The organism is Alcaligenes sp. (genome assembly GCF_050255915.1).
Lineage (GTDB): Bacteria > Pseudomonadota > Gammaproteobacteria > Burkholderiales > Burkholderiaceae_B > Alcaligenes > Alcaligenes aquatilis.
In genome coordinates this window covers 44444-59156 of sequence record NZ_JBFWIQ010000006.1, presented here as the reverse complement: position 1 = coordinate 59156, position 14713 = coordinate 44444, and the positions used below count along the sequence as shown (strand labels likewise).

Annotated in this window: 13 protein-coding genes; 11 read left to right on the top strand and 2 right to left on the bottom strand. The window is 59.6% G+C overall.

Annotated elements, in window-relative coordinates:
- Positions 1-74: 74 nt before the first annotated feature.
- Complete coding sequence (locus tag AB7E06_RS09135) at positions 75-3275, bottom strand: helicase-related protein (RefSeq protein ID WP_427956486.1); 3201 nt, start codon at positions 3273-3275, stop codon at positions 75-77.
- Positions 3276-3661: 386 nt separating this feature from the next.
- A complete protein-coding gene (locus tag AB7E06_RS09130) occupies positions 3662-4417 on the bottom strand; it encodes an alpha/beta fold hydrolase (protein ID WP_321277981.1) in 756 nt (251 codons plus the stop codon).
- A 143-nt stretch (positions 4418-4560) separates the two neighbouring features.
- On the opposite strand from AB7E06_RS09130, the gene AB7E06_RS09125 reads away from it, so the two are divergent.
- The 11 genes from AB7E06_RS09125 (at position 4561) to AB7E06_RS09075 (ending at position 14598) form a co-directional block, all read left to right on the top strand.
- Positions 4561-5613, top strand: a complete 1053-nt coding sequence (locus AB7E06_RS09125) for a FecCD family ABC transporter permease (protein ID WP_094195385.1) — start codon at positions 4561-4563, stop codon at positions 5611-5613.
- Between the two features lie 3 nt (positions 5614-5616).
- A complete protein-coding gene (locus tag AB7E06_RS09120; RefSeq protein ID WP_249460925.1) occupies positions 5617-6402 on the top strand; it encodes an ABC transporter ATP-binding protein in 786 nt (261 codons plus the stop codon).
- Between the two features lie 14 nt (positions 6403-6416).
- Positions 6417-7550, top strand: a complete 1134-nt coding sequence (locus AB7E06_RS09115) for an ABC transporter substrate-binding protein (protein ID WP_094195383.1) — start codon at positions 6417-6419, stop codon at positions 7548-7550.
- A gap of 6 nt (positions 7551-7556) precedes the next feature.
- On the top strand, positions 7557-8336 hold the full coding sequence (locus tag AB7E06_RS09110; protein ID WP_427956481.1) for an alpha/beta hydrolase: 780 nt from the start codon (positions 7557-7559) through the stop codon (positions 8334-8336).
- A gap of 164 nt (positions 8337-8500) precedes the next feature.
- The gene (locus AB7E06_RS09105) at positions 8501-9583 is read left to right on the top strand and encodes an NAD/NADP-dependent octopine/nopaline dehydrogenase family protein (protein ID WP_249460922.1); all 1083 of its coding nucleotides are present in this window, start codon (positions 8501-8503) and stop codon (positions 9581-9583) included.
- Entirely contained in the window at positions 9583-10599 is a 1017-nt protein-coding gene (locus AB7E06_RS09100; protein ID WP_321277980.1) for a 3-hydroxybutyryl-CoA dehydrogenase, read from the top strand. Before AB7E06_RS09105 ends, AB7E06_RS09100 begins: the two co-directional genes overlap by 1 nt.
- A 74-nt stretch (positions 10600-10673) precedes the next feature.
- Entirely contained in the window at positions 10674-11648 is a 975-nt protein-coding gene (locus AB7E06_RS09095; protein ID WP_230018868.1) for an ABC transporter substrate-binding protein, read from the top strand.
- A complete protein-coding gene (locus tag AB7E06_RS09090; RefSeq protein WP_094195378.1) occupies positions 11645-12409 on the top strand; it encodes an ABC transporter ATP-binding protein in 765 nt (254 codons plus the stop codon). The genes AB7E06_RS09095 and AB7E06_RS09090 overlap by 4 nt, the downstream gene beginning before the upstream one ends.
- A complete protein-coding gene (locus tag AB7E06_RS09085; protein WP_094195377.1) occupies positions 12406-13191 on the top strand; it encodes an ABC transporter permease in 786 nt (261 codons plus the stop codon). The genes AB7E06_RS09090 and AB7E06_RS09085 overlap by 4 nt, the downstream gene beginning before the upstream one ends.
- 4 nt (positions 13192-13195) lie before the next feature.
- On the top strand, positions 13196-14008 hold the full coding sequence (locus AB7E06_RS09080) for an ABC transporter permease (RefSeq protein ID WP_321267471.1): 813 nt from the start codon (positions 13196-13198) through the stop codon (positions 14006-14008).
- 128 nt (positions 14009-14136) lie between these two features.
- Complete coding sequence (locus AB7E06_RS09075; protein WP_094195376.1) at positions 14137-14598, top strand: MarR family winged helix-turn-helix transcriptional regulator; 462 nt, start codon at positions 14137-14139, stop codon at positions 14596-14598.
- Positions 14599-14713: the final 115 nt, after the last annotated feature.

Below are 14713 nucleotides of genomic sequence, written 5' to 3'. Positions count from 1 at the left end.
GTGTATCAAACGATATAAGCTGGATTAAGCCCGCCTGTTTCTGCTCTCGCTCGCTCGGTAAGGACTAAGACAACTCAGCGTCTGCCCGGCGACGGTGTCCCATAAGCCTCGCGGCTGGTCTGCCCAAAACCGCTTTGATGCAGCAGGCTGCGTTCAATAAAGCGGCTGACTTGAGAGCGCACTTCCGGCAACCACGGGCCCTGGTCAAACACTTGCGGGAACTTCATGCTGAACCAGGCATAAAGGCTGATCTGCTTGCTCAACAATTCGGCATCTTCCAGACGGGAGGGGCTGGCAGATTTCAGCCAGGACGGAGCCGGTGGCAAGGCCATGGGGCGTTGTGCCACATAGGCGGACAGGCAACGCTTGAAGTAATCCAGCTCGGTATCTTTATCCACAGACACCGGCGCACACGCAAAGGTAAACTTCTCACGCAGATCCAGCTTGGGTGCCAGACGGTCTACACAAAAGCCCAGTTCAATAGCGTCTTTCAAGCCTGCTGTCTGGAACAAGGGGCTGTCAGAGGCCACTTTTTGCGCAAAATATTGGAGCACTGCGCCAATATTGTTGTTATCCAATAAAGACGCCAGCGCCTGCACGTGCTCAGGGCTGGGTGCAATAGGCAAGCGCAAATCCACGCTGGGGGCTTCGCTCTGCAATTGGGTGCGAATATGATTCAGGTCCTGCTTGTCCATCGCCCCCACATAGCCTTTGGGGTACAGACCGTAGCGGCCTGCCCGTCCGGCAATCTGGCGCACTTCAGTGGCGTTCAGGGCACGCATGGAGCGGCCATCGAACTTGTGCACCGTCGAGAACAAGACGCGGCGAATCGGCAGGTTCAAGCCCATGCCAATCGCATCGGTCGCCACCAGCACATCGGCCTCGCCTTGGGAAAAGCGTTCGGACTCGGTACGGCGCACTTCAGGAGCCAGCGCGCCGTAAATCGTGGCAACTTTCCAGCCTTGGGCGCGGTAACGAGCGCTTAGCGTCAATACGTCCTTACGGGTAAAGGCCACCACCGCATCGCCCTTGGACACGCCCTGAGCCTCGCGTTGACGGTCTTTACGACCCCGCCACGGCGCTTCCTGACGCCCTTGCTTGCCCGTCGCACGCGGCGGCTCAACCGGATAAGGCATGACTTCCAGCGGAGTTTTGCGTTCGGTAAACTCCAGCTCCATGGTCTCTTGCATGGAGCGCACCAGACGCTCGCACGGACGCAAAACCGAAGCGTCACCACAGACAAACAGAGTACGGGCTGGCACACCGACCAAGGCTGCCGTCCAGGCCCAGCCACGCTGCTCGTCTTGCAGCATTTGAATCTCGTCCAGGACGGCCACACGCACTTCCATCGTGGGGTCCATCATCTCGACCGTGCAGGCAGTGTGCTGGGCACCGGGCACCATCACGCGCTCTTCACCCGTCACCAGATTGCAGGGGATACCAGCATTCATCAAGCGGTCGCGCACTTCCATGGCCAGCAGTCGCAACGGCGCCAAATACACGCCGGACCGGGCTTCCATCAGGGCCTCCAAGGCCTCGTGCGTCTTGCCCGAGTTGGTCGGCCCCAAACGGAACACCAGATGGCGACGGATACCACGGGCCAGACTGAACATTTCCGGGAAATCGCCCAGGCGCATCAAATCCTGGGCGCGTTGCTGCTCCACGCTTTCCAGAATGCGACGCACCGGGCCATTGAGCAGACGTTTCTCAAAATCTCCAGCTTCAATTTCCTTTTGCTCGATGCCTTCTTCCAGAGCCATGCGCAAGGCTTTGGCCAGCTCCAGGAAGGACGAGCCATCAATCAAGGGGCGCTGCGTTTGCAAAAATGCCTCCAGCGAATCTTCCAAGCGCTGGGACAGACGGTTTTGAGCCGCCGTATTGAACAAGACCGTGACACGGGCGGGTAATCTGTCCAGCTCCGAGCCGGTACGTGGCAAAGGCACGGCAGCCTGCATACGCACATTGGCACGCCAGTGCTGGCGCTCCCCCGCTACGGACACATTCACGGCCAGCCACAAATCCTTGTGCCACCACAGGCGCTGCGGATCTTCCGGATCAATGTCGTAATCGCATGCCTCTTGCGTCTTGATCTGATTCAGCACTTGTTGCTGACGCCATTGCGTGCGAGCACGGTCAGCAGCGCGCTGATACTGCACACGTTCACGATTGCTCAAGGTGCTGGCGTGCTGCTCGCGCCATTGCTCAATCTGGTTCTGGTCAATGGCCACCAGCAAATCCGGATGATGGGCAATACGATCACGCCCGCCAGCGGCTGCGCCACGCACTTCCAGCTTGGTGCTGGGCAAGCGGCGATCAGCCAGCCACAGCTCGTATTCCTGACGGGTAATACCCAGCAAGGCCATGGTTTCTTCCGAACCGATGCACGCCTGCTCCCAGGCCCAACGCTGCTGGCGTTGCTCGCGCTGACGTTCCTGACGTTGTGCTTGGGCCTGCAACAGAAACTCCTGCTGCTCGGCATCCAGCTTGAACTCTTGAGTCAAGACAGCGGCACTGGCATTGCGGCCATACACGGTCATGAACCAGTGGGCAGGTTCACCGGCTTGCAGGCCCTCAAAGGCCTCCAGGGTGATGCGCTGCGGCTCGCAACCCTGCTCTTTCAGCCAAGCGGTCAACCGCGCCTGGGCTTGATCGAACTTGCGCTGCTTGTCGTTTTGTTCTTTTTGACGGGCTTGCTCACGTTCTTTCTGAGCCTGCTCCCAGCGCTGGGCACGTTGATCGCGATCGCGCTGTTCGGCCTGCAACTGCCACAAATAGGTTTGCGCCAAAGGCAAGGACTGCCAGGCCTGTACCAAAGCCTGCAAGCGCGGACCGCGTTCGGCATCGGGCCAGTTCTCGCTTAAAGGCAAAGACTGGGAAGCAATCGCTCCGGCCAATTGGCCGCGCTGTTCAAGCAGTTGCTCGCGCAAGGTTTCATACACATCCGCCTCCAGCTTGTCTGCACTCATTTGATAGAGCAGACGCAGGGTACGAATCACGACCTCAGGCACCCCTTGGGACTGCAGGCGCTGGTCCGCATCCTTCAAACCCAGTTCAGCAGCAATGATCTGATTGAAAAAAGCGGCATCCTGCGGCAAGCGCCAGGCTTTCAGCCACAGGCGTCGTATGCCTGCCCGGTCCTGATAACGCGCTTTTTTGGCGACCTGACGAGCCACTCCCTCCAGACGCGGATAATCCAGCCATTGGGGATGGAGCAGCAAACCCGCTTGAGTGGGGACGGGGGAATCGGAAACAGACGAAGCGCGACGCGCAGCCATAGGGCGGGGACCTGAAAATACGGGAAGAGGAGAACGAGAAGGGCAGAAAAGCCGGTTCAAGCCAGCATGAGCAGCATTATACGGGTCTGCTCCGGTACGGTCAGAGGATACATGCCATCACCGTGCTGAACGTCTTGGTGGACAGAAAGAAACCGGGCCATCCCAGCACACGATCAAGAAGGAAGCGAGTCAACGCAGGCAGAACAAGTAAACCAAAGCCGCATTGGATGGCTCAGAGCCAAGCACATACGCGGTCAGCCTCGACGCAACCGCAGCGGCGTGTCCAACCAAGTCGGGATAAAAGGTCGCCCAAGGCGTCAGAGACGGCCCCATCGCCTAGCGCGGTAGCAAAACAGCGACACATCTAAACAAAGCCAGCGATACCACTAATCAGCCAACCATTCCAGACAGCCTTGCGGCAAGGCGACCAAACCGGACTGACTGTGATTGCAGCCCGGCACGATGCGAAAACGCGGTTCACCACCTTGTTGTTGCGCCAAAGCCTGCGCCAGTTCGCGTGTGCCATCGACCATGCGGCGCGCTTGCAAACGCAAGCGACGCAGCTCGCGCTTGTCCTCGGGCATGGCTTTCTCTGCCGGGCCCAGGCTTTGCTCGAACTCGCCAACGGAGAGCTGCACAGGCATCGTCAAAGCGGCTTTGGGCAAGGGTTGAGCAAGCAGTCGAGCCAGATAGCCCTCCCCCCACCAGACCGAGGGGCTGGACACCACCAGCGCATCGAACAATTCCGGCTGCTGATACAGCAGTTGCAAGGCAAACAGGCCTCCCAGGGAATGACCGCCAAGCAACCGCCGTTGCACATTCAAGGGCGCTTGTGCGTAGGCCCAAGGCAAGAACACGTCTTGCATCATGGCCAGAAAATCCGGCGCGTGGCCCGCGTCCCCATTTAGCGCGGGCGTGAAGTCCTGGTCGCGCCAGACCTGCCCGCCATAACCGATCCCCAACACCGCACAGGCTTGTGGAGCCTGCTTTTCACAGGTGGCCAGCACCGCATCAAATTGCGGTAGATCAAGCACACACAGCAATGGCCAGCCATCCGCAGGTGCTGGCGTGTCCGGCCAGGCCAAAGTCAGACGATACTGTCGGCCCAATGGGGAAAGAAAATCCAGGTGTTCAAGCGGCATAAAAGAATCGCGGTCAGCACGTTAGAGGCATCGGTCTACAAGCACAAACAGCCGGCCCGAAGCGGGCTGCTTTTAGTGTTAACAGACCCTAGCCAATGAACTATACTTTCTTTCTATGTAAACGGTTATCATTCAGACTCTTAATGTCCACATCCGCTGTTCCGGCCCCTGCCCTGGCCGACTATCAACATATCCTCAGACGTCGCTGGCTCCTGGTAGGTGCGCTGGTCCTTGTGATTTTGGCCTCGATTGTGGCCGACTTCATGTTGGGGCCGTCGGGCCTTAGCTTGGGTGAGCTAAGCCACGCTCTGTTCTATCCGGAACAGTCCGACCCAACCACCCGCGTCATCGTCTGGGAAATCCGCCTGCCTTACGCCCTGATGGCCATGGCCATTGGTTTAGCGCTGGGGCTGTCCGGCGCGGAAATGCAGACCATCCTGAATAACCCGCTGGCCAGCCCCTTTACCTTGGGGATTTCCTCGGCGGCGGCCTTTGGCGCGTCCCTGGCGATTGTGCTGGACTTGTCGATTCCTGGCATTCCGCAAGCCTGGACCATTGCTGCCAACGCCTTTATTTTTGCCTTGCTGTCCGCCTTTTTGCTCGATGCGGTGGCCCGCTGGGGCGCCATGAGCACCGCCAACCTGGTGCTGTTTGGCATTGCACTGGTGTTCTCCTTTAACGCGTTGGTCTCGCTGGTGCAATTTGTGGCCAGCGCCGAGGCCCTGCAGGGGCTGGTGTTCTGGACCATGGGTAGCCTGTCACGCTCGTCCTGGGGCAAGGTCGGTATCATGCTGGCGGTGTTTGCGCTGATCCTGCCGCTGTCCCTACGTGATACCTGGAAGCTGACCGCTTTGCGTCTGGGTGAAGACCGCGCCACCAGCTTTGGTATCAACGTCTCGCGCCTGCGTCTGGTGTCCCTGCTGCGCATCAGCTTGCTGGCCGCGCTGGCCGTGTCCTTTGTGGGCACCATCGGCTTTGTGGGCCTGATTGCCCCGCATATTGCCCGCCGTCTATTTGGTGAAGATCACCGTTTCTACCTGCCTGGCAGTGCGCTGGTCGGGGGGGTGATTCTGTCGCTGGCCTCGATTGCCTCAAAAAACATTGTGCCGGGCATCATCATCCCGGTCGGCATTGTCACCTCGCTGGTGGGTGTGCCCTTCTTCCTGGGCGTTGTGCTGCGCCGCCAAATAAAGTGAACCATGCTTGAAGTCCACGATCTGAGCCTGTCTTACGGCAAACGCGAAATCCTGTCCAAGCTGACCATCGAGCCTTTGCAGCCCGGTCAGTTGGTGGCTTTGCTGGGCCCCAACGGCAGCGGCAAATCCACTCTGCTCAAGTCCCTGGCAGGGTTGCTCAAGCCCACCACCGGCAAGATCTTGCTGGACGGTCAGGAGCTGAGCGGCATCAGCTTCGAGCAGCGTGCCCAAAAAGTGGTGTACCTGCCCCAGTCCCTACCGGCATCGGTCCACCTGCGGGTATTTGAATCCGTGCTGGTGGCGGCCAATGCCTCAGCCCCCGGCGGGCATGCCCGTGATGTGGACCATGAGCACATCATGCATATCCTGCAGCGTCTGGGCATTGCACACCTGTCCATGCACTATCTGGACCAGCTCTCAGGTGGCCAGAAGCAACTGGTGGGCCTGGCACAAGCCTTGATTCGCAAGCCGACTTTGCTGCTGCTCGATGAACCCTTGTCCGCCCTGGACCTGAACTATCAATTCCACGTCATGGATTTGCTGGCCCAGGAGACCCACGACAATAATCTGATCACCCTGATCGTGCTGCATGACCTGAACGTGGCCCTGCGCCATAGCGACTATGCGCTGATGATTGAAGGCGGTGGGCTGCTGGCGCAAGGGGAACCGTCCAACGTCATTACCCCCACCTCGCTGGCCCAGGCTTATGGCGTACGTGCCCGCGTGGAGAGTTGCTCACAAGGCACCTTGCAAATCATCATCGACGGGCTGCAAGAGCCTGTGCTGTGACCTTCGGAGAACCCATGAACATCCTGCGCCACCTACTGTTGTCGCTGACCTTGCTCTTGCCTTTGGGTGTGCAAGCCCAGCCCATCGAAGTTACCGATGCCATGGGTCGTACCGTTACCCTGCCCGGCCCGGCCAAACGTATTGTGCTGACCCAGGCGCGCCATTTTCCGGTATTGGCTTTGGTCCACCCCGAACCCGCCACGCTGATTGCCGGTTGGTCGGACGAATTCAAGACCTCATTCTCCAACGAATACAACACCTACCTGAAGCGCTACCCACAACTGGCCAATATTCCTATTGTGGGCCGCCATACCGCTGATACCTTCTCGGTCGAGCAAGCCTTGGCTCTGCGCCCCGATTTGGTGGTACTGACCGCCGCCTTTGCGGGCCTGACACCCGGCCAGGACACACGCGACTCGGCGCTGATCCAGCGCCTTACTGCCGCCAAAGTGCCCGTCATCGTGATCGACTTCTTTGTCAATCCACTGGAGAACACCGTACCCAGCCTGCGCGCATTGGGCTACGCCGTGGGTGAAAAAGAGCGCACCGACGAGTTCATCCAGTTTTACGAAGAACACATGCAAGGCGTGGCCCAGCGACTGGCTGATCTGCCCAAGGAAGATCACCCGCCCGTTTTTGTCCATGCCCATGCTGGCAGCACGGACTGCTGCAACTCGCCCGGCGCAGGCACCTTCAACGACATGATCACCTATGCAGGCGGCCACAATATTGGTGCCGATGTCCTGAAAAGCGCCACTGGCAAGCTGAACTTTGAATACATCCATTCCCGTGCCCCGGTGGTCTATGTGGCCACCGGCACAGGCGCAGGCAAGCGTACGACCTCCGGTGGCCTGACCATTGGCACAGGCGTGACACCGGAGCAAGCCCGTGAAAGCCTGCAAGCCATTATCGACGGCAACCGTCTGCAGGCCTTGCCTGCCGTACGCAGCGGCAATAGCCACGGTATCTGGCACGCCTTTAACGATTCGCCTTTGCACATGATCTTTATCGAAGCACTGGCAAGCTGGATTCACCCGGATCGTTTTGAAGGTGTCTCGGCCCTGAAAACACTAGAGGAAGTGAATCAGCGTTTCCTGACCGTGCCGATGGAAGGCACCTACATGATTGATCTGAAGCCCGCCTCCTAAGCCTTCATGTCGCGCCTGATTCCACTAGAGCTGCCGCCTGCGGGCGGCCATCCCCATCACGTCTTGCTGCGCCTGCCGGACGGCAAGCCCGAACAAGGCCCTCTGCCTTTGCTGTGCCTGCTCGATGGTCAGTGGACCTTGCCCTTGCTGGAAGAAAGCGGTCACCCCGCCCTGGAACGCTGCGCCATTTTGTCGCTGGGCTATCAAGGCGAACGCGATCAGATCACCCGCTATCGCGCTCTGGATTACACCCCGCCCGGCCCGGACGGTGGTTTATGGGAAGACCCGCGCGTCCCTCAGTGGCAAGCCGGTGGCGCCCCAGCCATGATCGAACAAGTACGCATGGTGCTGGCATTGGCCCAAAGGGTAGAACCCGCACTAACCCGTTCGCGTATCAGCCTGTACGGTCATTCCTACGCCGGCTTATTCGTGCTGTATGCCCTTAGCCAGCACAGCCTACCCATTCATCATTACCTGTGCGCCAGCCCTTCTTTGTGGTGGCACGATCCCCTGATCTGGACCTTGCTGGAGCAATTGGGCAAGCCGGTGCAGGTAGATATTCTGGCCGGTGCCTCAGAGGCCTGGTATCCGCTGAGCGCTCAGGCAGCAGGGCCGGACGGACGCAAAAATGGCGTGCCTACCCTGCCCACCATGCAAAAACTGCAAGCGCACCTGCAAGCCCAAGGCATGCAGGCCAAGTTGCATGTTCTGCCCGGAGCCGGTCACGGCCATGTGCTGGCACAAGCCACCCTGCGTGCGCTGGAACTGGCCTGCGGCGCGGCTTAGCCGCTTTTTTCTTGCGGGCACTGGGTGCCTTTTCACTTCGTATCCAAGTTTTCCCGCCCTAGGGTAACTCCCCCCATTCGTCCTCTTGTTTTAGGCCTCAACTTCTTTTAGTCTGTATTTATATGCAAGTGCATAGAAATCAAAAAAAGAGATTGGAGACGAATATGAAGGTAGCGGTATTAGGTGGCGGGCACGGTTGTTACGCAGCAGCGGCAGACTTGAGCGAGCAGGGCCACGAAGTACGTTTGTGGCGCCGTGATACGGCTCAGCTGCAGCCCTTGCTGGACCGCCCAGTCATGACACTGAAAGACGAAGCAGGCGAGCGCGACATCCCCATTGCCAAGGTCTGCGCGGATATTGGCGAGGCCATCGCCGGTGCCGATCTGGTACTGATCCCTTCGCCCGCCATTGCACAAACCGATATTGCCCGCGTCATGGCCCTTCACCTGACAGACGGCCAGGTCGTGTTCCTGCCACCGGGCACCTTTGGCTCCTTCATCATGAGCGAGATCGTGCGCGGCACCGGCAACAAGGCCGATGTCAGTTGGGCCGAAACCGGCACCCTGCCCTGGCTGGCCCGCAAGCATGGCGATACCGTCATCAACATCACCACCCGCGCCACCCGCCTGCCTACCGGCGTGTACCCGGCGCGCAATACCGATCACGCCCTGGAGGTGATTGGCAAAGTGTTCCCCAGCGTGGAGCGCTGCGAAGATGCCCTGTCCGGCGCCCTGATGAATGCCGGCCCCATCATCCACCCCCCGCTGATCATGATGAACGCAGGCCCGCTGGAGCATTTCCCGGCCTGGGATATTCATAACGAAGGCACTCAGCCCTCGGTACGTGCCGTGACCACGCAGCTGGACAATGAACGCATGCGTATTCGTGAAGCGCTGGGCTACGGTGCCCCGCACTTCCCCCTGTCCGACCACTACGAAAACGACCAGTGGATGTATGGCGACCGTTCCTCGCACTCCAAGCTGGTAAAAAGCGGCGACTGGCGCGAGAAGATCGACCTGCACGAGCACCGCTACATGCGTGAAGACACCATGCTGGGTCTGGCCTTCTTCGCTTCCGTAGCCGACTGGGCCGGTGTGGACGCCCCCGTCACCAAAGGCTTGCTGGCGATTGCCGGTGCCATCGTGGGTGAAGATCTGCGCCAGGGCCAACGTACACTGGCCAGCCTGGGTCTGGACACGATGAGCCGCGAGCAATTGCAAGAGATGCTGCACGCCGGGAGAGCCTGATGAGCACGCCCGCCCCGATCCAACGTGTCGTTGCGGTGGGCGCAGGTCGCATGGGGCGGGGCATTGCCCTGGCCTATGCGCTGCGCGGCCAAGCCGTGACCTTACTGGATTTCAAACCCCGGCAGCCTGCCGATAGCGCCCGCCTGGAAGCCGAAATACGTCAGGAGTTACGTGCCACGCTGGAACAGTTGGCCGACCTGGGCATGTTCGCCGCCGAGCAAATCGACGGCTATCTGGCCTGCATCGGCGTCGCTCCCTTGAGCGAAGCGGCGCACGTGTTGGGCCAGGCAGATCTGATTTACGAAGGCGTGCCCGAAACCCTAGCAGCCAAGACCGACGCTCTGGGTCGTATCGGTGAACTGGCCCAGCCCGATGCGCTGATCGCCTCCACCACCTCCACCATGCTGGCCTCGGATCTGGCCCCCATGTTGAGCCATCCCGAGCGTTTCCTGAACGCGCACTGGCTCAACCCGGCCTTCCTGATTCCGCTGGTTGAAATCAGCGCCCACCCCGGCACCAGCGAGCAGACCTTGAACCGTCTGCAAAGCAATCTGGAGTCCATCGGCAAAGTGCCCGTAGTCTGTGGCTGCCACCCCGGTTTCATCGTCCCGCGTCTGCAAACCCTGATCATGAACGAGGCCGCTCGCATGGTGGAAGAAGGCGTGGCCAGCGCGGCGGATATTGATAAAGCCACCCGCTACGGCCTGGGCTTTCGCTTTGCCAGCATCGGCGTGCTGGAGTTCATCGACTACGGCGGCAACGACATTCTGTATCACGCCGGACAGTACTTGTCGCAGAACCTGGACCCGGAACGCTACGCCGTACCCGACATCATCACCCGCTATATGGAAAGTGGACGTAACGGTCTGCGTAGCGGACAGGGCTTTCACGAATACCCAGTGGACCAGCAACAGGCATACCGCCGTGACGTGCTGGCCCGCGTACTGGGAATGCTGGATCACATCGGCCTGGCCCCTGCCCGCGCCGAACACCTTGCCAAGGAGACACAGGAATGAAAAAAGACACCCACGCTGCGCCTTCGGCTTGCTGCCCTCCAAGAGGGCACCTTTCATCTTGGGGCGGCCCGGCGATGAAAAAAACCGCTGCGTTGTTGTTTGCCCTGATGAGTTGTCACGGTCTGAGCCAGGCTCAGGAAGTCCCCACCCTGCGGGTAGGCTGGACCATTCCGGGCGAGGAAGCCAAGTATCTGATGGCCAAGCGCCCCGAGCTGTTCCCGCAATTGGGCAAGAAATATCAAATCCAGTGGACCCAGTTCCAGGGCACCTCGCCCATGGTGCAAGCCATGCGGGCCGGTGTATTGGAGTGCTCCACCATGGCCCCCATGTCGCTGGCCAATGGCGCGATTGAAAGCGGTCTGGAAGCCTATATCGTGGCCCAGCACGTGCACTCGGACGATAAGCACTTCTCCGTCTATTGGGCCGTGAAAGAAGACAGCCCGATCAAGACGGCAGCGGACCTGAAAGGCAAGGTCATCGGCACCAACGCCTACGGTGCCGGGGTGTACTTCGACATGCTGCTGTGGCTGCGTCAAAACGGCATTGACCCGGACAAGGATGTGAAAATCGTTGAAACCGGTTTTCCGCCTGCGGCTGACGCCGTTCGCAGTGGCCGCATTGATGCCGGTCCCATGGCCCAACCCTTTGCCCTGCTGAATGAAAAGAAAGGCGGCTTGCGCAAGCTGTTTTCCCTGTCCGAAGTGGCCAGCCCGTCGGTACAAATTTTCGAGGCCTGCAGCAAATCCTATAGCGATGCCAACCCCGAAGTGGTACGCGCCTACGTACAGGATTTGAAAACTGCCATGAGCATGCTCAGCAAGGATCCAGCATTGGCCGTGGAAGTCACCGCCCAAATCACCCGCGCCCCCAAGGACTTGCTAGCCCAATACCTGTTCACCGACAAGGACTTTGCACGTGTGCCCGACATGCAGCCCGATCTGGAGTCCATTCAAGGCACCTATGACCGCTACCACAAGGCCGGTTTCCTGAAAGAAGCCTTGAACGTGCAGGATTTTTACCGGGCTGATTTACGCGAGGCCAAACCATGATTGAACTGGATGGTGTCGGTAAAACCTTTAACACCCGGCAGGGCCACAGTCATACGGCCCTGCAAGACATCGCCCTGAGCATTCCGGCAGGGCGCTTTGTGTCTATTCTGGGGCCCAGCGGTTGCGGCAAAAGCACCCTGCTCTATATGTTAGGGGGCTTTGAGTCCTGCTCCAGCGGCCAGATCCGCGTCAAGGGCAAGCCCATTACTGGCCCAGGTCCAGACCGGGGCCCGGTGTTTCAGGAATATGCTCTGTTTCCCTGGAAAACCGTGTTGGGAAACGTGGCCTACGGCATGCGCGAACAAGGCATGCCTAAAGCCCAGGCCGAACAACGCGCCAGCGAATGGTTGGACAAGGTCAAGCTGGGGCCTTACGCCGCCTTCTATCCTCGTGAACTGTCCGGCGGCATGCGTCAGCGCGCGGCCATTGCCCGCACCCTGGCCTATGAGCCGGACATTCTGCTGATGGACGAACCCTTCGGGGCGCTGGATGCCCATACGCGCGTCACCCTGCAAACGGAACTGCTCAGCTTGTGGGAGCAGTTGCGCAATACCGTGGTCTTTGTGACACACGGCGTGGACGAAGCGGTCTTTCTGTCCGATACCGTGATTGTCATGACTGGCTCGCCTGGCCGCATCAAGGAAGTGGTGGAGATTGACTTGCCCCGCCCCCGCATCCGTAGCGAGCTGTTGCGCAATCCGGTCTATCAGGAAACCATTATTCGTCTGGAGCAATCCTTGATGGCGGAGGCCCACCCATGACGCCACAGCACTGGTATGAACATCGCTGGGCCTCTTTGGTCATGGCGGCCATTCTGGTGCTGCTGGCCTGGGCAGGACTGGCCCGTTGGGTAGAGCTGGACTCCTTCCCCAGCCCCTGGGCGGCTCTGGGTGAACTACCCGCCCTGATCAGCGACCCGATGGCCTGGTCGGCCATCCTGCAGTCAGTAGGCCGCATGTTTACGGGCTATGCCCTGGCGCTGGTCGTGGCCGTACCGCTGGGTTTGGCCATGGGCCGCAGCCGCCTGGTCTATACCGCCTTCTATCCCTTGGTGGCCCTGGCTTATCCCATGCCCAAAGCGGCCTTGATGCCAATCTTGATGCTGTGGTTCGGTCTGGGGGATTTCTCCAAAATTCTGGTCATTGCGCTGGGCGTGTCCCTGCCTTTGCTCTATCACAGCTATCACGGTGCAACCCGTATCGAGCCCAAGCTGATCTGGGTAGCCCAGTCCATGGGTATGGGTCCACTGGCCCGTCTGGGCAAGATCGTACTGCCCGCCTCTTTGCCGGAAGTCATGATTGGCTGCCGCGTCGGCGTGGTCATGGCGCTGATCGTGATGGTGTCCTCCGAGATGATTGCGCGTCAGGAAGGCATCGGCAATCTGCTGTTCACCTCTATGGATATGGCGCAGTACTCCACGGTGTATGCGGTCATCATGCTGCTGGCGGTCCTGGGCATTGCCTTTGACGCCTTGTTTGAGTTCGTGCGCAAGCGCTGCACGCACTGGCATGACTCTACCCAGGGCCTGATGGACAAAGGATGACGCGATGACCACTAAAACCTTAGCCTCATCGGGACAAGCTATGCGTTCTACTGAAACCCGCCCGGCCAGGCGCCGGGATCTGTCCGGTCTGTCTTTGTGCATCAGCCCGGCCATCTTGCTGATTATCTGGGAGCTGTGTACCCGCTCGGGCTGGGTCAGCCCGCAGTTGTTGCCTGCCCCTTCTGCCATTTTGATGCGGGTATTGGAGCTGGCCGGTCAGGCTGACTTCTGGCAGAACCTGGGCATCACCGTCTACCGTCTGATCAGCGGTTTGCTGATTGCCTGTGTGGCCGGGGTCGCCCTGGCCCTGATTGCCCAACTGACACGCTGGAGCTCGTTTCTGCTGGATGCACTGATCCGTTTGCTGGCCCCTATCCCCAAGATCGCCCTTTACCCGGCACTGATCTTGATCATGGGGTTTGAAAGCGCATCGAAAATTGCGCTGGTGGTCTCGGATGCCATTTTCCCTGTGCTGATGGCCAGTTGGGTGGCGGCGCAAACGGTGGACCGCAAGCTGATCTGGTCGGCACGTGCCGCAGGCACCTCCCGCAGTGCCTGCCTATGGAAAATCATTTTGCCCGCCATCAGCCCGACGGTGCTGGCCGGTGTGCGGGTGGCCGGCGTGATTGCCTGCGTAGTGGTCTTTCTGGCCGAGATGATTGCCTCCACCGACGGTCTGGGCCATATGCTGACCGCCGCCGCTCGCAGTTACCGCACGCTTGATATGTTTGTACCCCTGGTCTGGATCTGTGTGCTGGGCTTCGCACTGAACCTGACCATTGCCGCTTTGCAACGCAAAGTGGATCATGCAAACTAAGTTCCACTCACCGTAAAAACCACCACTTGCCCGGTCTGCTTACAGCGATGACCGGGCTTTGGCAGGCTATCTCAATCATCTGGAACGAGTAGCCTGCTTTTTTTCTGCATCAAGGAAGCCGCTTCACTATGGCCAGCCCCCCTCTGACCGACGCCTATACCGGGCACGATACCTTTATTCCCTATCTGCTCAATCGCAGTACCTCGGCCTTAAATGCTGACTTTCAAACCTTGCTGCGCAGCCATGAACTGACCCTGCTGCATTGGCGCGTGCTGGCTTTTCTGAATGAAACCGATGGACTGGGCGTCAGCACCCTGGCGCAATATACCGATGTGGACCAAACCACCTTGTCACGCGCCCTGGTGGTGATGGAAAACGCGGGCCACCTGTCCCGCCAGCCCGATCCGCTGGACCAGCGTCGTGTGTTGATCCATCTGCATGAGCAAGGTCGGCAGCACTTTTTGCGCGTCCTGCCCGCCGCGCTGGATATTCATCACCGCGCCATTCAGGGCTTTTCGGCTGAGGAACTGGCCCAGCTACGGCAGTTTTTGAACCGTATTCGCGCCAATATCAACGGGGATGGGCGCTAAGCACCCCGCCCCTGCGCCTTTCCTGCAAAGCGTCCACGTGGCCGCTTTGACCTGCCTCACCCTCTGAATCTGCCCCCAATCGAGGCCTGCTGCCCTTGAAGGCCCACGCTTGAAA